Source organism: Streptomyces sp. NPDC048211 (assembly GCF_043202315.1).
In the GTDB taxonomy this organism is placed as follows: domain Bacteria; phylum Actinomycetota; class Actinomycetes; order Streptomycetales; family Streptomycetaceae; genus Streptomyces.
The window spans coordinates 1-22,179 of the sequence record NZ_JBIDAD010000012.1; the positions used below are offsets into that span (position 1 = coordinate 1).

Consider the following 22,179-nt stretch of genomic DNA (forward strand, 5'->3'; position numbering starts at 1 on the left):
GCAGGGCCCGCGGGGGGGGGCTCGGGGGGGGGGGCCCCCGGGGGGGGGGGGGGGGGGGGGGGCGGGCCCGGGGGGGGGGGGGGGGGGGGGGGGGGCCCCGGGGGGGCGCCCCCCCCCCCGCCCGCGTCCGGGGCCGGGCGGATCAGGCCTTCAGCGCGGCGGTGATCGCGGTGTTGAAGTCCGCCACCGTCATCGGGGCGTTCTTGTTGTCCGAGGCGGTCAGCGCCTTGCCGTTCATCTTCAGCGTCGGAGTGCCCTCGACGCCGCTCTTGTCGAAGGTGGCGGACATCTTCATCGCCCAGGCGTCGTACGTGCCGTCCTTGACGTTCTTCTGGAAGGCGTCGTTGCCCTTCAGCGCGTCCACCGTGTCGGCGACCTTGATCAGGTACGAGTCGTCCTTGAACTTGTCGTCCGTCTCCTCCGGGTGGTACTTCGCGGAGTAGAGGGCGTACTTGTAGTCGAGGAAGGCCTCGGGGCTCACGTTCAGCGCGGCACCCAGGGCGCTCAGCGCGTTCTTCGAGCCCTCGCCGCCGTTGCTGTCGATGAACGTGGCGCCGATGTACTTGACCTTGTACTTGCCCGCGTCGACGTCCTTGTGGACGGTCTCGCCGACGGTCTGCTCGAACTGGGCGCAGACGGGGCAGCGGGAGTCCTCGTACAGCTCCAGGGTCTTCTTGGCGGTCGACTTGCCGATCACCACGGTCGTGCCGTCGGTGCCCGAGGTGTTCTTCGGCGCGGTGACGTTCTTCGCGTCCTTCGCGGCGTCCCAGTGGCCGGGCTTGTTCAGCTGCATCACGCCGTAGGCGCCGCCACCGATGATCGCGAGGGCGGCGACGACCGAGACGCCGACGACGACCTGCCGGCGGGTCCTGTCCTTCTTCGCCTGGCGCTCGCGCTCCGCGCGCAGCCGCTCACGGGCGGCGGACTTGCTGGCCTGGCTGTTGCGCTTGCTCATGGTTCGGTTCTCCGTGGGGTGCGTGGTCGTACGTCATCAGGGACTTGCGTGCTCAGGCGGTGGCGCAGGCCGAGCGCGGCGGTCCCCTCCGTCCCACGGAGTGCACCAGGAAGCGGGCCCGGACGAGCGGGTGCGGGCGGGGGCCGGCGGCACGGACCTCGAGGCGTACGGAGCGGCGGACCGCCCCCGCCACGGCCACCGCGATCAGCAGCGGCCGGAACGCCAGCAGGGCGAAGGCACCCAGGAGCCCGGCGAGGGCCACCTCACCACGGTGCAGCCAGGCGGCGGCGAGCAGCCCGACCGTCACATGCGCGGCCAGCAGCAGCCACGGCACCAGGGGGCCGGGCGAGGAGAGCAGCGCGGCCGCGCCGTGACCGCCCGCGGCGACCGAGGTCAGCGGCGTACCCACCTGGCCGACGCCGCCGAGTCCCGCCGCGCCCGTCCCGACATCACCGCCGCCGCACAGCACGTCGACGCCGACCGACCGCAGCGGACCCGCGATCGGACCGCCCGCCGCGCCGTAGCAGAGGTGCTGGCCGGTGGTGAAGACGGTGTCCGCGGCCAGCTCCAGCGGCACCAGCAGTCCGGCGATGGCCCCGAAGCCGCGCTCCCGGCCCGCCAGCGCGTAGGCCACGGCGAAGACGATGCCGGCCAGCACGGCGACGAGGGTCAGCGGCAGCGGGACCCGGGAGAGCAGCACATGGGAGGCAGCGGAGAGCGTCACGACGAGCGCCGTGAAAAGCGCCGCGCGCACGACCCTGAGCTGCGTCCCGGAGATGTCCATCGTCAGGGAGTGTCGCATGCGAACCTGTAAGCGAGCCCTAAGGGGCCGGGGCCCTGTGGGAAGACTTACAGCGCGTCGCGAGCCTCCTACAGCCCCGGGATGCGGCCGTTGCGGAACAGGTCCACGAAGATCTGGTGGTCCGCCCGGGCCCGGGCCCCGTAGCTGTGGGCGAAGTCCACCAGCAGATCGCCGAACCCCTCCTCGTCCGCCGCGATCGCCGCGTCGATCGCCCGCTCGGTGGAGAACGGCACCAGCGAGTGGCCGCTCTCGTCGTCCGCCGCGGAGTGCATCGTCGCCGTCGCCCGGCCGAGATCGGCGACGACCGCCGCGATCTCCTCGGGCTCGTCGATGTCGGACCAGTCCAGGTCGACCGCGTACGGCGACACCTCGGCGACCAGCTGCCCGGCGCCGTCCAGCTCGGTCCAGCCCAGCCACGGGTCGGCGTGCGCCTGCAGGGCGCGCTGCGAGATCACCGTGCGGTGCCCCTCGTGCTGGAAGTAGGTCCGCACGGCCGCGTCCGTGATGTGCCGGGAGACGGCGGGGGTCTGTGCCTGCTTGAGATAGATCACGACATCGTTCTCCAGGGCGTCGCTGTTGCCCTCCAGAAGGATGTTGTACGAGGGGAGCCCGGCCGAGCCGATGCCGATCCCGCGCCGGCCGACGACGTCCTTGACCCGGTAGGAGTCCGGGCGGGTCAGGCTCGACTCCGGCAGCGTCTCCAGATAGCCGTCGAACGCCGCGAGGACCTTGTAGCGCGTCGCCGCGTCCAGGTCGATCGAGCCGCCGCCCTCCGCGAAACGGCGCTCGAAGTCACGGATCTCGGTCATCGAGTCCAGCAGCGAGAACCGGGTCAGCGAACGGGCGACGCGCAGGGCGCCCAGGAGCGGGCCGTCGGCGGTGTCGAGCGTGAACGGCGGCACCTCGTCGTTCTTCGCGCCCGTCGCCAGCGCGTGGATCCGCTCGCGGTAGGCCGCCGCGTAGACGCGGACGAGCTCGGTGATCTGGTCGTCGCCCAGCGCCTTCGCGTAACCGAGGAGGGCGACGGAGGCGGCGAAGCGCTTGAGGTCCCAGGTGAAGGGGCCGACGTAGGCCTCGTCGAAGTCGTTCACGTTGAAGACCAGACGCCCGTTGGCGTCCATGTACGTGCCGAAGTTCTCCGCGTGCAGATCGCCGTGGATCCACACCCGGCCGGTGCGCTCGTCCAGGTACGGCCCGCCGTGCCGCTCCCGCTCCAGGTCGTTGTAGAAGAGGCACGCCGTGCCCCGGTAGAAGGCGAAGGCGGAGCCCGCCATCTTGCGGAACTTCACCCGGAAGGCAGCCGGGTCGGCGGCCAGCAGCTCACCGAAAGCCGTGTCGAAGACCTCGAGGATCTGCTCCCCGCGCTGCGCTGCGCCGGTCTGCGTTTCCGACATCTCTGGGTGCCTCCTGGTACCTGGCCTGCATGACGACGTACATGACAAAACGGACGGGCGTCCTCGCCCTTCCAACGCGCGACCGTATCGCGGAGTGCCCGTCGGCTGTCGCCTCGGAGACGTAGACTTCCACGCTGTCCCCCCTGCCCCGCCACCCTCACTTCCCCCGGAGGCACAGCGCCGTGACCAAGCCGCCTTTCACGCACCTTCACGTCCACACCCAGTACTCGCTGCTGGACGGTGCCGCGCGGCTCAAGGACATGTTCGAGGCGTGCAACGAGATGGGCATGTCCCATATCGCGATGACCGACCACGGCAACCTGCACGGGGCGTACGACTTCTTCCATTCGGCCGCCAAGGCGAACGTGACGCCGATCATCGGGATCGAGGCGTACGTCGCTCCGGAGTCCCGCAAGCACAAGCGGAAGATCCAGTGGGGGCAGCCGCACCAGAAGCGCGACGACGTCTCCGGTTCGGGTGGCTACACCCACAAGACGATCTGGGCGTCGAACGCCAAGGGGCTGCACAACCTCTTCAAGCTGTCCTCGGACGCCTACGCCGAGGGCTGGCTGCAGAAGTGGCCGCGCATGGACAAGGAGACCATCTCCCAGTGGTCCGAGGGCCTGATCGCGTCCACCGGCTGCCCCTCCGGAGAGGTGCAGACCCGGCTGCGGCTCGGACAGTTCGACGAGGCGGTCCAGGCGGCCTCCGACTACAAGGACATCTTCGGCGAGGGCAAGTACTTCCTGGAGCTGATGGACCACGGCATCGAGATCGAGCGCAGGGTCCGTGACGGGCTCCTCGAAATCGGCAAGAAGCTGAACATCCCGCCGCTCGTGACGAACGACTCGCACTACACCTACGCCAGCGAGGCGACCGCGCACGACGCGCTGCTCTGCATCCAGACCGGCAAGAACCTCTCCGACCCGGACCGCTTCCGCTTCGACGGCACCGGCTACTACCTGAAGACGACGGACGAGATGTACGCCGTCGACTCCTCGGACGCCTGGCAGGAGGGCTGCGCCAACACCCTGCTGGTCGCGCAGCAGATCGACACCACCGGGATGTTCGAGAAGCGCGACCTGATGCCGAAGTTCGACATCCCCGAGGGCTTCACGGAGATCACCTGGTTCCAGGAGGAGGTCCGGGTCGGGATGAACCGCCGCTTCCCGGGCGGGGTCCCCGAGGACCGGCAGAAGCAGGTCGAGTACGAGATGGACATCATCATCCAGATGGGGTTCCCGGGGTACTTCCTGGTCGTCGCCGACTTCATCATGTGGGCCAAGAACAACGGCATCGCGGTCGGCCCCGGCCGAGGCTCCGCCGCCGGTTCGATCGTGTCGTACGCCATGGGCATCACCGACCTCGACCCGATCGAGCACGGGCTGATCTTCGAGCGGTTCCTCAACCCCGAGCGCGTCTCCATGCCCGATGTCGACATCGACTTCGACGAGCGCAGGCGCGTCGAGGTGATCAGGTACGTGACGGAGAAGTACGGCGCCGACAAGGTCGCCATGATCGGCACCTACGGCAAGATCAAGGCCAAGAACGCGATCAAGGACTCCGCCCGCGTCCTCGGCTACCCGTACGCGATGGGCGACCGCCTCACCAAGGCCATGCCCGCCGACGTCCTCGGCAAGGGCATCGACCTCAACGGCATCACGGACCCCAAGCACCCGCGCTACAGCGAGGCCGGCGAGATCCGGGGGATGTACGAGAACGAGCCGGACGTCCAGAAGGTCATCGACACCGCCAAGGGCGTCGAGGGCCTGGTCCGGCAGATGGGCGTGCACGCCGCCGGCGTCATCATGTCCAGCGAGCCGATCGTCGACCACGCGCCGATCTGGGTGCGGCACACCGACGGCGTGACGATCACCCAGTGGGACTACCCCCAGTGCGAGTCGCTCGGCCTGCTCAAGATGGACTTCCTGGGCCTGCGCAACCTGACGATCATGGACGACGCCATCAAGATGGTGAAGGCCAACAAGGGCATCGACCTGGAGATGCTGGCGCTGCCCCTGGACGACCCCAAGACGTACGAACTGCTCTGCCGGGGCGACACGCTCGGGGTGTTCCAGTTCGACGGCGGGCCGATGCGCTCCCTGCTGCGCCAGATGCAGCCCGACAACTTCGAGGACATCTCCGCCGTCTCGGCCCTGTACCGGCCGGGCCCGATGGGCATGAACTCGCACACGAACTACGCCGAGCGCAAGAACGCCCGCCAGGAGATCACTCCGATCCACCCGGAGCTGGAGGAGCCGCTCAAGGAGGTCCTCGGCCTCACCTACGGCCTGATCGTGTACCAGGAGCAGGTGCAGAAGGCCGCCCAGATCGTCGCCGGGTACTCGCTCGGCGAGGCCGACATCCTGCGCCGCGTGATGGGCAAGAAGAAGGCCGACGAGCTGGCGAAGAACTTCGTCCTGTTCGAGGCGGGCGCCAAGAAGAACGGCTTCTCCGACGCCGCGATCAAGGCGCTGTGGGACGTGCTGGTCCCGTTCGCCGGATACGCCTTCAACAAGGCGCACTCCTCCGCGTACGGCCTGGTCACCTACTGGACCGGATACCTCAAGGCCAACTACCCCGCCGAGTACATGGCGGCGCTGCTCACCTCGGTCAAGGACGACAAGGACAAGTCGGCCGTCTACCTCAACGAGTGCCGCCGCATGGGCATCAAGGTGCTCCCGCCGAACGTCAACGAGTCCGAGTCGAACTTCGCCGCACAGGGTGACGACGTCATCCTCTTCGGGTTGACGGCCATCCGTAACGTCGGTCAGAACGTCGTCGACTCGATCATCCGGTGCCGCAAGGCGAAGGGGAAGTACAGCAGCTTCCCCGACTTCCTCGACAAGGTCGAGGCGGTCGTGTGCAACAAGCGGACCGTGGAATCGCTGATCAAGGCCGGCGCCTTCGACGAGATGGGCCACACCCGCAAGGGGCTCGTCGCCCACCACGAGCCCATGATCGACAACGTGGTGCAGGTCAAGCGCAAGGAGGCAGAGGGGCAGTTCGACCTCTTCGGCGGCGGCGAGGAGGACAGCGACGAGCCGGGCTTCGGGCTCGACGTCGAGTTCTCCGACATCGAGTGGGAGAAGTCCTACCTGCTGGCCCAGGAGCGCGAGATGCTCGGGCTCTACGTCTCCGACCACCCGCTCTTCGGTATCGAGCACGTGCTGAGCGACAAGTCCGACGCGGCGATCTCGCAGCTCACCGGCGGCGAGCACAGCGACGGCGCGATCGTCACCATCGGCGGGATCATCTCCGGCCTCCAGCGCAAGATGACCAAGCAGGGCAACGCCTGGGCCATCGCCACCGTCGAGGACCTGGCCGGTTCGATCGAGTGCATGTTCTTCCCGGCCACGTACCAGCTGGTCTCCACCCAGCTCGTCGAGGACACCGTCGTCTTCGTCAAGGGCCGGCTCGACAAGCGCGAGGACGTGCCCCGGCTCGTCGCCATGGAGATGCAGGTCCCCGACATCTCGAACGCGGGCACCAACGCACCCGTGGTCCTGACCATCCCCACCGTCAAGATCACCCCGCCCATGGTCAGCCGGCTCGGCGAGGTGCTCAACAGCCACCGGGGCGACACCGAGGTGCGGATCAGGCTCCAGGGCCCCCGCAAGACCACGGTGCTCCGGCTCGACCGGCACCGCGTGAAGGCCGACCCGGCGCTCTTCGGCGACCTGAAGGTGCTGCTCGGCCCGTCCTGCCTGGCCGGCTGAGACCCCGGACCGGCCCGCACGCACGAGAGGGGCGCCCCGCGGAAAGCGGGTGCGCCCCTCTCGGCTACCGGCCTGTGGCCGTACCGGAGAAGTCCGGTCAGTTGTGGCCGAAGCGCCGCTGATGCTTACGAGCAACATCGGCAGGACTGCCCTGGGACTGCGCCTGGGGCTGGTTCTGCGACTCGAAAGCCGTGGACCGTGCCTCCTGCGCACCGCGCTCCGACTCGGACGCGCGGTCCTGCTGGCTGCCCTGCTTGCGGTTCTTGTTCTTGGCCATGGTGTTCCTCCTAGGGGGACTCTCGGGGCCAGGACCGCTGTCAGATTCACATAATCGGATAAACATCGCATGTTGGATCATTACTGTGCGTAGTGAGGGGGTATGATGCGCCGATTTTCCGGATCCGCCACGCCGATGATCGAGTTCCGGCCGTCAACCCCCGCATGGTCGGGCAGACTCGAAGGAAACCCTGAGTAAGCGGATCCGATCGTTTCCCGAAGACCGGACCCGTTGGAGTCGTTCCCGAATTCCTGGAAGAGGGTGGAACGCGTGGACCGTTGCGTCGTCCTGGTGGATGCCGGTTACCTGCTGGGCGCGGCCGCGAGCCTGCTGGCCGGTGAGCCCGTCCGTTCCCGCATCACCGTCGACCACGCGGCCCTGATCCAGGGCCTGCGGGAGCGGGCCGAGGCCGATACGGAACAGCCTCTGCTGCGGATCTACTGGTTCGACGGCGCCCCCGACCGCGTACCCCAGCCCGAACACCGCAGGCTGCGCGTCATGCCGCGGGTGACGGTACGGCTGGGCGCCCTGACCCGCAGCGACGGGCGGTGGGCGCAGAAGGGCGTCGACGCGGCGATGCACGCCGAGCTCACCGAACTTGCCAGGAACCGGGCCTGCTCGGACGTCGTCCTGGTGACCGGCGACGGCGATCTGCTGCCCGGCCTGATGTCCGCCAAGGAGCACGGCGTCGCCGTCCACCTCTGGGCCGTCCAGGCCGCCGACGGTGACTACAACCAGTCGGAGGACCTGGTCGCGGAGGCCGACGAGCGGCGCGTGCTGGACCGGGCCTGGATCACCCAGGCCGTCCGGGCCAAGGAGACCGGCGGCGCGTGCGCCCCGCCTCCCGCACCGCGCCCCGAGATCGCCGCGATCCTCTCCGCGCCGCTGCCCGAGGCGGCCCTCGCGGCCTCCGCCGAGCGGGCCTCGGAGGCCCAGGCCGAAGCCGACGCCCGCAACGGCACGTCCGCGCCGCCGGACGAGAACACCGGCCACTCCGCGCACGGTCACGGCGGCCGTGGTGTCCCCACCCCGAAGGACCTCGCCGGCACCTTGCGCGGCCCCGGGGCCCAGGCGGACCGGCCGCACCCCGCCCCGCCGCCCGCCGGCGCGACCCTGCGCTGGTCGTCCGACCGGGGGTGGGTGGAGCGCGGCGGCCCCCTCGGTGAACCCCCCGAGACGGCCTCCCTGCCGACGCTGGCCCAGGTCACCAGTGCCGAGCAGCGCTGGGCGGACCGGGAGGAGGACATCACCACGGTCGGCGGTGACCCCTTCGAGGTGGGGCAGGTCTTCGCCCGGCGCTGGATGGAACGCCTGCCGGAGACCGTCCACCTGCAGAAGCTGTCCACCATGTACCCCCGCATCCCGCACCGCATCGACGGCGAACTCCTTCGGTACGCCGCCCGCTTCGGGCTCCTCGCCCACAAGGACGACCAGATCGACGAGCACGACCGGTATGCGATCCGGGCGGGATTCTGGCGCGAGATCGACGTACGGGCGGCGGCGGAACACACCCCGGCAGGTGAGAAGCACCCTCCGGCGGCCGACCGGCACGCTCCTGCCGCCGGGAAACCGGAGAAGGCGGCGGCTTCCGGGGACTGAGCGCGTCCCGGTCGCCGGACGGCTGCGGGGACGGCCATAGCTCGGTCCCGGCACCGGACGGCATCGCGGACCGGGGTCTATCCGGCACCGGACGGCCTCTGCGGACCGAGCGCGCATCGGTACCGGAGGCGCTCAACCCGGCCGCGCTTCGCCGCGTTGATGTCCGATCGGTGCGGCCCCGGGCGTAATGCGGGTCCCCGGACCCCGTACCCTCGTACCTCGTGAGTACGGGCACAGCACAGGCGCAGACGGCGAACGGCACTGTGTGCGCGGTGCGTGACCTGGTCAAGATCTATCCCGCGGCCCGGGGCCGGCGCGGCACGCCCGCCACCCCCGAAGTGCGCGCCACCGACGGCATCAGCCTGGACATCCGGCGCGGTGAGATCTTCGGACTGCTCGGCCCCAACGGCGCCGGCAAGTCGACCCTCGTACGACAGCTCACCGGACTGATGCGGCCCGACTCGGGCAGCGTCGACCTGCTGGGCCACGACCTCGTGCGCCATCCCGAACGGGCCTCCCGGCTGATCGGCTACCTCGGGCAGGAATCGACCGCGCTCGACGAGCTGACCGTCGGGCTCGCCGCCGAGACGACCGGACGGCTGCGTGGCCTGCCGGTACGCGAGGCCCGTGCCGAACGCGACGCGGTACTCGGCGAACTCGGCCTCGGCGAGCTCGCCGGCCGCCCCCTGAAGAAGCTCTCCGGCGGACAGCGACGGCTCGCCTGCGTCGCGGCCGCGCTGGTCGGCGACCGGCCGGTCCTCATCCTCGACGAGCCGACGACCGGCATGGACCCCGTGGCCCGGCGCGCCGTCTGGGCCGCCGTCGACCGCCGGCGCGCCGAGCGCGGCGCGACGGTGCTGCTGGTCACCCACAACGTCATCGAGGCGGAGACCGTGCTCGACCGGGTCGCCGTCATGGAACGCGGCAAGGTCATCGCCTGCGACACCCCCGCCGGGCTCAAGGAGCGCGTCGCGGGCGAGGTCCGGGTGGAACTGGTGTGGCGCGAGCGCGCACCCCTGGACGTGCCCGAGGTCGCCGCACTGCGGGCGTCCGCGCAGGAGTCCGGCCGCCGCTGGGTGCTGCGGCTCGGGCCCGACGAGGCACGGGCGGCGGTCGCGGCCGTGACCGGTGGTGCGGCCTTCGCCGCACTCGACGACTTCACCCTGGCGACACCCAGCCTGGAGGATGTCTACCTGGCGCTCGGCGGGGACGCGACCAAGGGGCTGGTGAAGTCATGACGCGATGTCGGATCAGTGCGGTGGCCACAGCGGCCGAAACGGACCGGTGCGGGTGCGCGGCCGGGCAGGGACCGAACAGGAGCAGCGCCAGGTGACGAGCATCGTTCCTGCGGAAGCGGTGTCCGGGCAGGCGGACCGGACGGGCCGGACCGATTCCCACGGGCGGCCCGGTCCGGCCGGCGGCGACGACGCGGCACCGGCCCCGGAGCCCGCGCCGCTCGCGCCGCGCGCCCGGCTGTTCCCCTCGCTCGCCGCGGTCTACCGGGCCCAGCTGTCCCGGGCCCGCGTCGCCCGCATCCCGCTGCTCTTCGTGGCGACCTTCCAGTCCATCGGGATCATGGTCCTGATGCGCGGGGTCGTGGACGGAGGTTCCGAGGCCCGCGCCGTCGTGGCCGGGTCCAGTGTGCTGGTCGTCGCCTTCGTCGCGCTGAACATGCTGGCCCAGTACTTCGGGCAGCTGCGGGCCGCGGGAGGGCTCGACCATTACGCGACCCTGCCGGTGCCGCCCGCCTCCGTCGTGCTCGGAGCGGCCGCCGCGTACGCCTCCTTCACCGTGCCCGGCACGATCGTGACGGCGGTGACGGGCAGTGTCCTGTTCGGGCTGCCGCTGACCCATCTGTGGGTGCTCGTCGCGGTCATCCCGCTCTCCGGCGCGGCGCTCTCCGGACTCGGCGCGGCGTTCGGGCTGCTCGCGCCCCGGCAGGAGCTGGCCACGCTGCTGGGCCAGCTGGGCATGTCCGCCGCGCTGCTGCTCGGCGTGCTCCCGGCGGACCGGCTGCCCGGACCGATCGGCTGGGCACGCGACCTGCTGCCTTCGACGTACGGGGTCGAGGCCCTCGCCCGCTCCTTCGACGCCCACCCCGACTGGGCCGTCATCCTCCTCGATCTGGGCGTCTGCGCCGTCGTGGGCGTCCTCTCGCTCGCCGTGGCGACCTGGGCGTACCGCAGGGCAGCGGTCCGGTGAGGCGCGCCACAGGGACGCCTGGCACGATGGCACGGTGACAGCACCTCTGACGCCGCCGCACCAGCCCTCGCCCCACGACCCGTGGCAGACGCCGCCGGAAGGCGGCAGCCCCACGGGTTCGCACCTCGGAACCCTGCTGGAGTCGCCGGAGGAGAGGGAACTCCGCAAGGACGTGCGCAGGGCAGCGGTGATCGCTGCCGCCGTGACGGTCGCCGGCGTGGCGCTCGGACTGCTCTGGCTGTGGCTGGCACCGCGGGTGCCGCTGGTCTCGGACGACACGGCCGTCTTCCTCAGCAACAGCGAGGGCGAGGAGGCGATCGGTGCCGACGGTACGTTCGCGCTGCTCGCGCTGGCTTTCGGTGCGGTCTCGGCGGGGCTGGTCTTCTGGTTCCACCGGAAGGGCGGGATCGCCCTCGTGGTGGGGCTCGCCGTGGGCGGCGTACTCGGCTCGCTCCTGGCGTGGCGGATCGGCACCTGGCTGGGGCCGACCGACGACGTGGTCGCGCACGCGCGCGAGGTCGGCAAGGGCGTGATCTTCGACGCACCGCTGGAGCTGCACGCGAAGGGGGCGCTGCTGGCTTGGTCGCTGGCGGCGATGGCCGTGCATCTGGGGCTGACGGCGCTGTTCGGGCCGCGGGATCCGGAGCCGGAGTGGGGGGTGTACCACCCGGTGCCGTCGGGTGCGGCGCCGTCGGGTGCGGCGCAGGACGGTGCGGCGCCGTCAGGTGCGGTGGCGGACGGTCCGGTGTCCTCGTCCGAGCGGGCCGAGCCGTCCGAGCCGTCCGAGCGGGCCGAGCGGGCCGAGCCGTCCGAGCGGCCGGAGCCGCCTGCCTGAGCGGCGGAGCCGCCTGCCGGGCGTGAGCGGGGCCGCTGCGCGGGGCTTGTCCCCTACCCGCCCCTTCCCGTAACCGGGGCTCTGCCCCGGACCCCGGTCCTCAATCGCCGGACGGGCTGGAAGTGGCCCGGTCCGTGGGTGTGTCCCCGGTCTTGGACCGCAGGTGGGCTGGAGGTGGCCGGGCCCGTGGCGTGGGGTGGGCGGGGCGATGTTCAGCCTGTCCGGCGTTTGAGGACGGAACCGGGGCGATGGGGGGCGGTGCACCGCGTCCTCCGCGAGGCACCGCCGACCGCCTCCTACGCGCGGCCGATCGGTGCGAAGAGCGCGCCCGTCAGCGCCGCCAGGTCCGTGGGGGACAGTTCGACCTCCAGGCCCCGGCGCCCCGCCGATACGCAGATCGTCGCGTGGGACCGCGCCGACGCGTCCAGGACCGTGGGCAGCCGCTTGCGCTGGCCCAGGGGGGAGATGCCGCCGAGGACGTAGCCCGTGGTGCGCTCCGCCGCTGCCGGGTCCGCCATGGTGGCGCGCTTGCCGCCGGCCGCCGAGGCCAGGGCCTTCAGGTCAAGGGAGCCCGCCACGGGGACGACCGCGACCGTCAGGTGGCCGTCCACGTCGGCGACCAGGGTCTTGAACACCCGGTCGGGGGAGACGCCGAGGGCCTCGGCCGCCTCCTCGCCGTAGGAGGCCGACGCGGGATCGTGCTCGTACGCGTGCACCGTGAACTCCGTGCCGGCCGCCGTCAGCGCGACCGTCGCGGGGGTTCCGCCGGACTGGGGCTGCTTCTTGGGCTTCTTCGCCACGGGGGAGTGGCCCTCCGGTCGCTCAGTTGGGGTGGGTCGGGGCCCGGGTGAGTTCCACGGCGGGCAACGACGGGAGATGGCGGATGACGGCGGTCTCGGAGCGCAGGATCGTCAGCTCCTCGCGCAGCCGGGTCGCCGTGTCCGGGGCCTGGAGCAGCCGCTGTTTTGCGGGGATGTCCAGGACCGCGGCGGCGGCGACCAGATAGGAGACGACCGACGGCTCGTCGGGCAGGTCGGCGCCCGTGGTCAGGGAGCGCTCGTTCGCGCCCGCCAGCCGCTTCTGGTACGCGCGGAAGGCACGCAGGACGCCCTCGGTGAGGGCCTCCGCCCCCTCGCCCGGATCCTCGTCCAGCTCTTCGAGCTCGGCGGTGAGAAAGGGGCCGCTCGCGTCCACGGAGAGGAGCTTCACCCTGCTGGTGCCGGTCGCCAGCACCTCGAAACTGCCGTCCGAACGCTCCCGGATCTTCGCGGCGTCGGCGATACAGCCCACGCGGTGGAACGTCTGGACGGGATCCGGGCCGAAGCCGTCCGCCGGACCGCGCTCGACGGGGAGGGTCACCGAGTCCGGCATGCCCGCGGCCGTCGGCGCGGTCTCGCGGCCGTCGCGGATGGCGACCACGGCGAAGCGGCGCGGTTCGTCCTCGTCGGTCTTCAGCAGCTCGCGCATCATGGCGCGATAACGCTCCTCGAAGACGTTCAGCGGCAGCACAAGGCCGGGAAACAGCACCGCGTTCAGCGGAAACAGAGGCAGGCGAGCGGTGGTCACAACGGTCAAGCGTAATGGCCGCGCGCCCGGCCCCGGTCGGCCCGGTGGCCGAGCGGCGTCCCCGAGGCCACCCGGAGCCGTGCTTCGTCCCGTACGTCGAGGAAACCGCCGAGCGGATCGTCGGACACACAGACCCAGGGGAACGACGACGCATGGGGTCCGATCTGCCGGAACTGTTCCAGCGCCTCGCCCCACCGGCCCCGCGCCACCAGCACGTACGCGAGCAGATTGCGCACCTCGGCCGGCCAGGCGTCGCCCGGAGCGAAGGTGGCGGACAGCGAGATCGCCAGGTCCGCCGCGGCGTCGATCCGTTCCTCCTGCACCGAGGTGAACCCGGCGCCCGCCCCCTCGGTCAGCACCGCGAAGGCGGCCCGCAGCGGCAGCGCCTGCACCAGGGAACTGGGCAGGGAGTCCTCGGCCGCCCGCTCGGCGAAGTCGAAGCACTCGCGGTGCGAGCCGTACCAGGCCGCGGAGAGGTACTGGAGAGCGGCGACATGGCAGCCGTAGTGGTGCGTGGAGCGCTGTATGGCCTGTTCCCACAGCGCCTCGAACGTGGTGTGCGAGGCATGGGTGCCGCGGGCGTGGTCCAGCGCGAGGCGCCAGGGAACCGGGTCGCGCGGATCACCCTCGGCCGCCGCCGTGATCATCGGCCCGACCGCGCGCAGCTGCTCGGCGCGGGCCGGCGACTCCCAGGCCCGCTCGACCGCGAGCTGGGCCTTGACGAGGATCGCGTCGCAGTCGCGCGGGGCGGCGGCCAGCCAGTCGCGGAGCCAGCCGTCCCGGTTGCGGGCGAAGGCCACCAGCCGGTTCAGATAACGGTCCCGGCTCTCCCACTCGGCGGCCTCCCGGGTCGTCGCCAGCAGTTTCGCCGCCGGTTCGTACTCCCCGAGGGCGGCCGCCACCAGCGCGGGGGAGAGCTGCTCGTCGGGGGCGTCGAGCATCACCGCATGGTCCGCCGGCAACCCGGCGGACAGTTCCGGGGTGTGCCGGATCATGCGCGCGGTACGGAGCAGAGCGCGGAGGAAAGGCATGGTGCAGACCATTGAAAAGCGCTGGTCGGGGCGGCGCCAGGGGGGCGCTGTGAAGCTTTGGTGCCGAGTGGATGGGTTGTACAGGCCGGGGCCAAGAAAGAGTAAAGGAAATCGTGGAATCTGGCCTGTTCCGGACGTTCCGGTGAGGTGATCCGGTGGTGTGCCCGGTGCCCGGGGTGCGTCCGGCCGGACTCCCCGCGGCCCGCCGCTGCACGGAGGCCGGGCCGGGGCGACCTCCCACGAGGCCGCCCGCCGGGTCAGCTGCGGCGCAGCATCCGTGAGGCGCCCGCCGCGACGGTGGTGGCCAGTATCCAACCCAGGACGACCAGGGCCGCCGCGACCCACTGCCAGCCGCCCTCCAGCCGCCAGTACCCGTCCTGGCCGAGATTGATCACGGGCACCAGCAGATCCAGCGCGTACAGCGCGGGATTCCACTCGGGATGCTCGCTGCCCTTGATCGACGCCGGTTCGTACCGCGAGAACGCCACCGTGCCCGCCGCCCACAGCACAGCCATCCACACCGCGGCACGTCCGGGCCGGTAGCCGTACGCCACCGTCCAGTCCTGGACGAATCCCCAGAGCTTCGCGGCGGGCGGCAGCGTCTCGCGGCGCCGTCGCTGCTTGGCGAGCAGCACCTCGCGGGCGTCCGCGTCCTCCCCGCTGCTGCGGAGGACGGCGGCCAGCCGCTCGTACGGCTCCGGCACGTACTCCGGGGTCGCCGCCGCCACCCACTCCAGCCGGCGGGAGAGCGGGAAGTGCCCGTACGGGACGAGGTTCTCGTACACGAAGCCGCCCATCGCGAGACCGCCCGGGCCCGGCCAGCTGGTCGACACGTCGATCAGCGTGACGACCTTCGCCCCGTTGAGCACCACCCTGCCCTGCGCCGGGCGCGCCGGGTTGAACCGCAGTTCCGGGGCGACGATCCGGCGCAGCGACAGCTCCTCGTGGCCGGCCAGCACGAAGACGGCCTTGTGCAGATCGACCGCGTCACCGAACCGCCCGTCGTCCAGCCGCACCCCGCCCCGGCACCGGAAGACCTGCGGGCGGGTGCCGCGGGCCGGGGTCGGGAAGTTGATGACGCCGTACGGGGGAGTGTTGCCCTGGTTGCCCGTGTCGACGCTGACCCAGGCCTCGCTCATGTACAGCGTCCGCTCCACGCTCAGCTGAGGGGCGTTGAGCGCGCGGCGCCCTCGCGTCGCCCGCAGCCGGCTGCCGCGCAGGCTCAGCGAACCGCCCACCTTCGCCCCGCGCAGGCTCAGCTCGCCCAGCGTCTCGATCATCTCGGCCTGCAGGTCCTGGGCGACCGTGAGCCCGTCACCGACGAGCGCCCGGCCCTGCCGGTCGGGGCCGATGTCGATCTGGCTGATCAGCAGGTCCGTGCCGATCTGGGCGTCCGTGAGCCGGATCCCGCGCTCGACCCGGCACCGCGGCAGATGCAGGTCACCCTCCGTGCGCAGCCGTGCCGCCTCCAGCCGCGGCATCGCGCACCCCACCATCCGCAGCGTCGTGAAGTGGCACTCGGGCAGCACCACTTCCTCCTCGAAACGGCAGCCCGTCAGCTCGACGTACGGATCGACGCGTCCGCCCGCGAGGTCGAGCCGTCCCGTGATCCGCAGCCCCCGGAGCTTCAGCGCGGCCACCCGGCCCGGCCTGGGTTGTGGACCGCTCAGCAGCAGCCGGGCGACGACCCGGGCCTCCACGCTGCGCTCGGGGCCCCAGACGTGCGGGGCGAAGGGATCGTCGCGCACCCTGTCCCGGGCGCGCAGGTCGTAGGTGGTTCCGGTCCGGAAGGACTGCCACATGCCCCGCTCTGCCGGGCTGAGGCCCTCCGGAAATTCCCCGTCATGCGGTTCGGTCACCGACGCTCCTTCCGTTCGGAGCCGTAAGACCTGGTGCGTAATCCCCTTATTCCCTCTGAGTGACCAGGTGAACGCTCATAGTCAGCCGTCACACCGGGGGCATGTATCAGCCAGTGATACGGGCGTCCGGGCGTCCGGGGCGGTCTGAGAGAATTGCGGTGTGATCTCTCGAATCGATCTGCGCGGCAATGCCCTCCCCGAGGGCGGCGACCTGCGCGACCTGCTGCCCCGTGCCGAGTTCGACGTGGAAGCCGCCCTGGAGACGGTGCGGCCCATCTGCGAGGACGTACGCCATCGTGGCTCGGCGGCAGTGATCGACTGGGGGGAGAAACTCGACGGGGTGCGGCTCGGCTCGATCCGCGTCCCGGCCGACGCGATCGCCGGCGCGCTGGAGACGCTCGACCCCGCCGTCCGCGCGGCGCTGGAGGAGTCGATCCGCCGCGCCCGCCTGGTCCACCGCGAGCAGCGCCGCACCACGCACACCACCCAGGTCGTCCCGGGCGGCACCGTCACCGAGAAGTGGGTGCCGGTCGAGCGGGTCGGGCTGTACGTGCCGGGCGGCCGCTCGGTCTACCCGTCCTCCGTCGTGATGAACGTGGTCCCGGCCCAGGAGGCGGGCGTCGAGGGCATCGCCGTCGCGTCCCCGCCGCAGAAGGAGTTCGGCGGACTGCCGCACCCCACGATCCTCGCCGCCTGCGCGCTCCTCGGCGTGGACGAGGTGTACGCCGCCGGGGGTTCCCAGGCCGTCGCGATGTTCGCGTACGGCACCGAGGACTGCCTGCCCGTGAACCTCGTCACCGGCCCCGGCAACATCTACGTCGCCGCCGCCAAGCGCCTCCTCAAGGGCCGCATCGGCATCGACGCCGAGGCCGGCCCCACCGAGATCGCGATCCTCGCCGACGCCACCGCCGACCCGGTGCACGTCGCCGCCGACCTGATCAGCCAGGCCGAGCACGACCCGATGGCCGCCGCGGTCCTGGTCACCGACTCCGAGGAGCTCGCCGCCGCCACCGAGGCCGAGCTGAAGCCGCAGGTCGCGGCCACCAAGCACGTCACCGACCGGATCGAGCCCGCGCTGGCCGGCCGCCAGTCCGCGATCGTCCTGGTCAACGACCTGGAGGACGGCCTCAAGGTCGTCGACGCGTACGCCGCCGAGCACCTGGAGATCCAGACCGCCGACGCGGCGGCCGTCGCCGCCCGCGTCCGCAACGCCGGCGCGATCTTCGTCGGGCCCTGGTCGCCGGTCTCGCTCGGCGACTACTGCGCCGGTTCCAACCACGTCCTGCCCACCGGCGGCTGCGCCTGCCACTCCTCGGGCCTGTCCGTGCAGTCGTTCCTGCGCGGTATCCACATCGTCGACTACACGCGCGACGCGCTCGCCGAAGTCACCCACCACGTGGTGACCCTCGCCGAGGCGGAGGACCTCCCCGCCCACGGCGCCGCGCTCAAGGCCAGGTTCGGGTGGAAGGTTCCGCAGCAGTGACGAAGAGCAACGCCGGCGCTCCCACGGCCAACCCCTGGGACGCCCTGCCCATCCGCGACGAACTGCGCGGCCAGTCCCCGTACGGCGCCCCCCAGCTCGACGTACCCGTCCGGCTGAACACCAACGAGAACCCGTACCCGCTCCCCGACGCCCTCGTCGACCGGATCGCCGAACGGGTCCGCGAGGCCGCCCGCGACCTCAACCGCTACCCCGACCGGGACGCCGTCGAGCTCCGCACCGAGCTCGCCCGCTACCTCACCCGTACCGCCGGACACGAGGTCACCGCCGCCCACGTGTGGGCGGCCAACGGTTCCAACGAGGTGCTCCAGCAGCTGCTGCAGACCTTCGGCGGACCCGGACGCACCGCGATCGGCTTCGAGCCCTCGTACTCCATGCACGCCCTCATCGCCCGCGGCACCGGCACCGGCTGGATCTCCGGACCGCGCAACGAGGACTTCACCATCGACGTCGACGCCGCCCGCGCGGTCATCGCGCGGGAGCGCCCCGACGTCGTCTTCATCACCTCCCCCAACAACCCCACCGGCACCGCCGTCGACGCCGAGAGCGTCCTCGCGCTGTACGACGCCGCGCAGGCGGCCAAGCCGTCGATGGTCGTCGTCGACGAGGCGTACGGCGAGTTCAGCCACCACCCCTCGCTGCTCCCGCTGATCGAGGGGCGGCCGCACCTGGTGCTCTCCCGCACCATGTCCAAGGCGTTCGGCGCCGCGGGACTGCGGCTCGGCTACCTCGCCGCGGACCCGGCCGTCGTCGACGCCGTCCAGCTGGTACGGCTGCCGTACCACCTGTCCTCCGTCACCCAGGCCACCGCGCTCGCCGCCCTGGAGCACACCGATACGCTCCTCGGGTACGTCGCGCAGCTCAAGGACGAGCGCGACCGGATCGTCACCGAGCTGCGCGCACTCGGCTTCGACGTCACCGACTCGGACGCCAACTTCGTCCAGTTCGGCCGCTTCGCCGACAGCCGCACCGCCTGGCAGCACATCCTCGACCGGGGCGTCCTGGTCCGGGACAACGGCGTACCGGGATGGCTGCGGGTCTCCGCAGGGACCCCGGCAGAGAACGACGCGTTCCTCGATGCGGTACGCGAACTGAAGAAGGAGCACGACGCATGACTCGCGAGGCCCGCGTAGGAAGAGTGGAGCGGACCACCAAGGAAACCTCCGTGGTCGTCGAGATCAACCTCGACGGCAGCGGCAAGGTCGATGTCGCGACCGGGGTCGGCTTCTACGACCACATGCTCGACCAGCTCGGCCGCCACGGACTGTTCGACCTCACGGTCAAGACCGACGGCGACCTGCACATCGACTCGCACCACACCATCGAGGACACCGCCCTCGCGCTCGGCGCCGCGTTCAAGCAGGCCCTCGGCGACAAGGTCGGCATCTACCGCTTCGGCAACTGCACCGTCCCGCTGGACGAGTCGCTCGCCCAGGTCACCGTCGACCTCTCCGGCCGCCCGTACCTGGTGCACACCGAGCCCGAGAACATGGCGCCGATGATCGGCGAGTACGACACGACGATGACCCGGCACATCCTGGAGTCCTTCGTCGCCCAGGCGCAGATCGCCCTGCACGTCCACGTCCCGTACGGGCGCAACGCCCACCACATCGTGGAGTGCCAGTTCAAGGCGCTCGCCCGGGCCCTGCGCTACGCCAGCGAGCACGACCCGCGCGCGGCCGGTATCCTCCCCTCCACGAAGGGCGCCCTGTGACCGGCCTCAACACCGTCCTGATCCTGGTCGGCCTCTTCCTGGCCGGCGGGGTCTACTCCTTCTCGAAGCAGGGCATGCCCAAGGGCGTCATCGTGCTGCTCGGGATCGCCTCCGCGATGTGCCTGGTAGCGGGCGTCATGCGGATCCAGGGCCTCTGGGACTGAGGGAGCACACGTGGATACGAAGAAGAAGGTCGTCGTCTTCGACTACGGCTTCGGCAACGTCCGGTCCGCCGAGCGCGCGCTCGCCCATGTCGGAGCCGACGTCGAGATCACCCGCGACTTCGACACGGCGATGAACGCCGACGGGCTGCTCGTGCCCGGCGTCGGCGCGTTCTCCGCCTGCATGGAGGGCCTGAAGAAGGCCCGCGGCGAATGGATCATCGGACGCAGGCTCTCCGGCGGGCGCCCCGTCATGGGCATCTGCGTCGGCATGCAGATCCTCTTCGAGCGCGGCATCGAGCACGGCGTCGAGACCGAGGGCCTCGACGAGTGGCCCGGCACCATCGGCCCGCTCAAGGCCGACGTCGTCCCGCACATGGGATGGAACACCGTCGAAGCCCCCGAGGACTCCCGGCTGTTCGCCGGACTCGACGCCGAGGCCCGGTACTACTTCGTGCACTCCTACGCGGCGCACGACTGGTCCCTCGAAGTCACCAACGCCAAGATCCGTGCCCCCAAGGTCACCTGGGCCACGCACGGCGAGCGCTTCGTGGCGGCCGTGGAGAACGGCGCGCTGTGGGCCACCCAGTTCCACCCCGAGAAGTCCGGCGATGCCGGCGCCCAGCTGCTGACCAACTGGATCGAGACGCTGTAATGCCGAAGCTTGAACTGCTCCCCGCCGTAGACGTCCGCGACGGCCAGGCGGTCCGCCTGGTGCACGGCGAGTCCGGCTCCGAGACCTCCTACGGCTCCCCGCTGGAGGCCGCACTCGCCTGGCAGCGCTCCGGCGCCGAGTGGCTGCACCTCGTCGACCTGGACGCCGCCTTCGGCACCGGCGACAACCGCGCCCTCATCGCCGAAGTGGCCGGCGCCATGGACATCAAGGTCGAGCTGTCCGGCGGCATCCGCGACGACGCCTCGCTCGCCGCCGCCCTCGCCACCGGCTGCCGCCGCGTCAACCTCGGCACCGCCGCCCTGGAGACCCCCGAGTGGGTCGCCAAGGTCATCGCCGAGCACGGCGACCAGATCGCGGTCGGCCTCGACGTCCGCGGCACCACGCTGCGCGGCCGCGGCTGGACCCGCGACGGCGGCGACCTCTACGAGACGCTCGCCCGCCTCGACTCCGAGGGCTGCGCCCGCTACGTCGTCACCGACATCGCCAAGGACGGCACGCTCCAGGGCCCCAACCTGGAGCTCCTGAAGAACGTCTGCGCCGCCACCGACAAGCCCGTCGTCGCCTCTGGCGGCGTCTCCTCGCTCGACGACCTGCGGGCCATCTCCTCGCTCGTCCCGGCGGGCGTCGAGGGCGCGATCGTCGGCAAGGCGCTGTACGCGAAGGCGTTCACCCTCGAAGAGGCGCTGGAGGCGGTCTCCGTATGACGGACTCCGTACGCCGCGTCTCCTCCGGCGCCCCCTGGGAGGAGAAGTTCGGCTACTCCCGCGCGGTCGAGCTGCCGAACGGGCTGGTGCTGGTGGCCGGGTGCACGTCGGTGGTCGGCGGCGCGATCTCCGCGGGCGGCCCCTACGAGCAGACCGTCGCCTCCTTCCAGGTCGCCTTCGAGGCGCTGAAGCAGCTGGGCCTCGGCCGCGAGGACGTCGTCCGTACCCGGATGTACGTCACGCACGCCCGGGACACCGACGAGGTCGGCCGTGCCCACAAGGAGCTGTTCGACGACGTGCGGCCCGCGGCCTCCATGCTCATCGTGTCCGGCCTCGTCGACCCGAGCCTGGTCGTCGAGGTCGAGGTCGAGGCCTACCGGGCGGGTGCGCGATGACCCTCGCCGTACGTGTCATCCCCTGCCTCGACGTGGACAACGGACGGGTCGTCAAGGGCGTCAACTTCCAGAACCTGCGCGACGCCGGTGACCCCGTCGAGATGGCGAAGCTGTACGACGCCGAGGGCGCCGACGAGCTGACCTTTCTGGACATCACCGCCTCCAGCGGCGACCGGGAGACGACTTACGACGTGGTGCGCCGCACCGCCGAGCAGGTCTTCATCCCGCTCACGGTCGGCGGTGGCGTCCGCACCCCGGACGACGTCGACAAGCTGCTGCGGGCCGGCGCCGACAAGGTCGGGGTCAACACCGCGGCCATCGCCCGGCCGGAGCTGATCCGGGAGATCGCCGAGCGCTTCGGCCGTCAGGTCCTGGTGCTCTCCGTGGACGCCCGGCGCACCCCCGCCGGAACCTTCGAGGTCACCACGCACGGCGGCCGCAAGGGCACCGGTATCGACGCCGTCGAATGGGCCCACCGGGCAGCCGAGCTCGGCGCGGGCGAGATCCTGCTCAACTCGATGGACGCCGACGGCACCAAGGACGGCTACGACACCGAGATGATCGCGGCCGTACGCAAGCACGTGACCGTTCCCGTCATCGCCTCCGGCGGCGCGGGCCGGCTCGCGGACTTCGCACCCGCCATCGGCGCTGGAGCCGACGCGGTCCTCGCCGCGTCCGTCTTCCACTTCGGTGATCTGCGGATCTCCGAGGTCAAGGGCGCTCTGCGGGAGGCCGGGCACCCGGTCCGCTGAGGACCGGCAGGGGAGTACCGGCCGCGAGGACCGGTGA

21 protein-coding genes are annotated in these 22,179 nt (G+C 71.4%); 13 read left to right on the forward strand and 8 right to left on the reverse strand.

The annotated features are described in order from the left end of the window. Positions 1-142: 142 nt before the first annotated feature. The 3 genes from ACGFZA_RS33560 to ACGFZA_RS33570 form a co-directional block, all read right to left on the reverse strand. Positions 143-955, reverse strand: coding sequence for a DsbA family protein (locus ACGFZA_RS33560; protein WP_385279497.1), 813 nt, complete (start codon positions 953-955; stop codon positions 143-145). Positions 956-1,007: 52 nt separating this feature from the next. After that, the gene (locus ACGFZA_RS33565; RefSeq protein WP_393684401.1) at positions 1,008-1,739 is read right to left on the reverse strand and encodes a hypothetical protein; all 732 of its coding nucleotides are present in this window, start codon (positions 1,737-1,739) and stop codon (positions 1,008-1,010) included. An 86-nt stretch (positions 1,740-1,825) separates the two neighbouring features. Next, entirely contained in the window at positions 1,826-3,151 is a 1,326-nt protein-coding gene (locus ACGFZA_RS33570; protein ID WP_385279500.1) for a DUF2252 domain-containing protein, read from the reverse strand. Between the two features lie 182 nt (positions 3,152-3,333). On the opposite strand from ACGFZA_RS33570, the gene dnaE reads away from it, so the two are divergent. Beyond that, the gene (gene dnaE, locus ACGFZA_RS33575) at positions 3,334-6,870 is read left to right on the forward strand and encodes a DNA polymerase III subunit alpha (protein WP_385279503.1); all 3,537 of its coding nucleotides are present in this window, start codon (positions 3,334-3,336) and stop codon (positions 6,868-6,870) included. A 97-nt stretch (positions 6,871-6,967) separates the two neighbouring features. Here dnaE and ACGFZA_RS33580 read toward each other — a convergent pair whose 3' ends face one another. Further along, a complete protein-coding gene (locus ACGFZA_RS33580) occupies positions 6,968-7,147 on the reverse strand; it encodes a hypothetical protein (RefSeq protein WP_148017758.1) in 180 nt (59 codons plus the stop codon). Between the two features lie 261 nt (positions 7,148-7,408). Here ACGFZA_RS33580 and ACGFZA_RS33585 point away from each other — a divergent pair, with 261 nt between their 5' ends. The 4 genes from ACGFZA_RS33585 to ACGFZA_RS33600 all read left to right on the forward strand — a co-directional run bounded on the left by ACGFZA_RS33585 (position 7,409) and on the right by ACGFZA_RS33600 (position 11,783). After that, positions 7,409-8,746: an NYN domain-containing protein gene (locus tag ACGFZA_RS33585; protein ID WP_393684162.1), complete on the forward strand. Its 1,338-nt coding sequence runs from the start codon at positions 7,409-7,411 to the stop codon at positions 8,744-8,746. A 263-nt stretch (positions 8,747-9,009) separates the two neighbouring features. Next, positions 9,010-9,984, forward strand: a complete 975-nt coding sequence (locus ACGFZA_RS33590; RefSeq protein ID WP_385279691.1) for an ABC transporter ATP-binding protein — start codon at positions 9,010-9,012, stop codon at positions 9,982-9,984. A 91-nt stretch (positions 9,985-10,075) separates the two neighbouring features. Further along, a complete protein-coding gene (locus ACGFZA_RS33595; RefSeq protein WP_385279509.1) occupies positions 10,076-10,948 on the forward strand; it encodes an ABC transporter permease in 873 nt (290 codons plus the stop codon). Positions 10,949-10,982: 34 nt separating this feature from the next. Then, positions 10,983-11,783 (forward strand): ABC transporter permease, encoded by an 801-nt coding sequence (locus tag ACGFZA_RS33600; protein ID WP_385279512.1) that lies wholly within the window; start codon positions 10,983-10,985, stop codon positions 11,781-11,783. A 296-nt stretch (positions 11,784-12,079) separates the two neighbouring features. Here the strand turns inward: ACGFZA_RS33600 and ybaK are convergent, their stop codons facing one another. The 4 genes from ybaK to ACGFZA_RS33620 form a co-directional block, all read right to left on the reverse strand. Next, complete coding sequence (gene ybaK, locus ACGFZA_RS33605; protein ID WP_393684165.1) at positions 12,080-12,583, reverse strand: Cys-tRNA(Pro) deacylase; 504 nt, start codon at positions 12,581-12,583, stop codon at positions 12,080-12,082. Between the two features lie 22 nt (positions 12,584-12,605). Then, positions 12,606-13,349 carry an LON peptidase substrate-binding domain-containing protein gene (locus ACGFZA_RS33610; RefSeq protein ID WP_393684167.1) on the reverse strand — a complete coding sequence of 248 codons (744 nt, stop codon included), beginning with the start codon at positions 13,347-13,349 and terminating at the stop codon, positions 12,606-12,608. Positions 13,350-13,354: 5 nt separating this feature from the next. Then, the gene (locus ACGFZA_RS33615) at positions 13,355-14,392 is read right to left on the reverse strand and encodes a hypothetical protein (RefSeq protein ID WP_393684169.1); all 1,038 of its coding nucleotides are present in this window, start codon (positions 14,390-14,392) and stop codon (positions 13,355-13,357) included. 245 nt (positions 14,393-14,637) lie between these two features. Then, positions 14,638-16,239 (reverse strand): oxidoreductase, encoded by a 1,602-nt coding sequence (locus ACGFZA_RS33620; RefSeq protein WP_385279524.1) that lies wholly within the window; start codon positions 16,237-16,239, stop codon positions 14,638-14,640. A 160-nt stretch (positions 16,240-16,399) separates the two neighbouring features. Here ACGFZA_RS33620 and hisD point away from each other — a divergent pair, with 160 nt between their 5' ends. Genes hisD through hisF form a run of 8 tightly spaced genes read left to right on the forward strand, consistent with a single transcriptional unit; the run spans position 16,400 to position 22,142 of the window. Next, positions 16,400-17,722: a histidinol dehydrogenase gene (gene hisD / locus ACGFZA_RS33625; RefSeq protein ID WP_385279527.1), complete on the forward strand. Its 1,323-nt coding sequence runs from the start codon at positions 16,400-16,402 to the stop codon at positions 17,720-17,722. Further along, positions 17,719-18,855, forward strand: coding sequence for a histidinol-phosphate transaminase (locus ACGFZA_RS33630; protein ID WP_385279529.1), 1,137 nt, complete (start codon positions 17,719-17,721; stop codon positions 18,853-18,855). Before hisD ends, ACGFZA_RS33630 begins: the two co-directional genes overlap by 4 nt. Continuing rightward, positions 18,852-19,454 (forward strand): imidazoleglycerol-phosphate dehydratase HisB, encoded by a 603-nt coding sequence (gene hisB, locus ACGFZA_RS33635; RefSeq protein WP_327711573.1) that lies wholly within the window; start codon positions 18,852-18,854, stop codon positions 19,452-19,454. Before ACGFZA_RS33630 ends, hisB begins: the two co-directional genes overlap by 4 nt. After that, positions 19,451-19,618, forward strand: a complete 168-nt coding sequence (locus tag ACGFZA_RS33640) for a hypothetical protein (protein ID WP_385279535.1) — start codon at positions 19,451-19,453, stop codon at positions 19,616-19,618. The genes hisB and ACGFZA_RS33640 overlap by 4 nt, the downstream gene beginning before the upstream one ends. A gap of 10 nt (positions 19,619-19,628) precedes the next feature. Further along, on the forward strand, positions 19,629-20,270 hold the full coding sequence (gene hisH / locus ACGFZA_RS33645; RefSeq protein WP_385279538.1) for an imidazole glycerol phosphate synthase subunit HisH: 642 nt from the start codon (positions 19,629-19,631) through the stop codon (positions 20,268-20,270). Beyond that, entirely contained in the window at positions 20,270-20,995 is a 726-nt protein-coding gene (priA, locus tag ACGFZA_RS33650) for a bifunctional 1-(5-phosphoribosyl)-5-((5-phosphoribosylamino)methylideneamino)imidazole-4-carboxamide isomerase/phosphoribosylanthranilate isomerase PriA (protein WP_326735683.1), read from the forward strand. The genes hisH and priA overlap by 1 nt, the downstream gene beginning before the upstream one ends. Then, on the forward strand, positions 20,992-21,390 hold the full coding sequence (locus ACGFZA_RS33655) for a RidA family protein (RefSeq protein WP_385279541.1): 399 nt from the start codon (positions 20,992-20,994) through the stop codon (positions 21,388-21,390). Before priA ends, ACGFZA_RS33655 begins: the two co-directional genes overlap by 4 nt. After that, complete coding sequence (gene hisF / locus ACGFZA_RS33660; RefSeq protein ID WP_385279544.1) at positions 21,387-22,142, forward strand: imidazole glycerol phosphate synthase subunit HisF; 756 nt, start codon at positions 21,387-21,389, stop codon at positions 22,140-22,142. The genes ACGFZA_RS33655 and hisF overlap by 4 nt, the downstream gene beginning before the upstream one ends. Positions 22,143-22,179: the final 37 nt, after the last annotated feature.

Excerpts from the sequence above, each read along its gene's own strand:
- ACGFZA_RS33560 (WP_385279497.1), bottom strand. The coding sequence starts at position 955 with ATGAGCAAGCGCAACAGCCAGGCCAGCAAGTCCGCCGCCCGTGAGCGG.
- ACGFZA_RS33565 (WP_393684401.1), bottom strand. The coding sequence starts at position 1,739 with ATGGACATCTCCGGGACGCAGCTCAGGGTCGTGCGCGCGGCGCTTTTC.
- ACGFZA_RS33570 (WP_385279500.1), bottom strand. The coding sequence starts at position 3,151 with ATGTCGGAAACGCAGACCGGCGCAGCGCAGCGCGGGGAGCAGATCCTC.
- ACGFZA_RS33580 (WP_148017758.1), bottom strand. The coding sequence starts at position 7,147 with ATGGCCAAGAACAAGAACCGCAAGCAGGGCAGCCAGCAGGACCGCGCG.
- ACGFZA_RS33615 (WP_393684169.1), bottom strand. The coding sequence starts at position 14,392 with ATGGTCTGCACCATGCCTTTCCTCCGCGCTCTGCTCCGTACCGCGCGC.
- hisB (WP_327711573.1), top strand. The coding sequence starts at position 18,852 with ATGACTCGCGAGGCCCGCGTAGGAAGAGTGGAGCGGACCACCAAGGAA.
- priA (WP_326735683.1), top strand. The coding sequence starts at position 20,270 with ATGCCGAAGCTTGAACTGCTCCCCGCCGTAGACGTCCGCGACGGCCAG.
- ACGFZA_RS33655 (WP_385279541.1), top strand. The coding sequence starts at position 20,992 with ATGACGGACTCCGTACGCCGCGTCTCCTCCGGCGCCCCCTGGGAGGAG.
- hisF (WP_385279544.1), top strand. The coding sequence starts at position 21,387 with ATGACCCTCGCCGTACGTGTCATCCCCTGCCTCGACGTGGACAACGGA.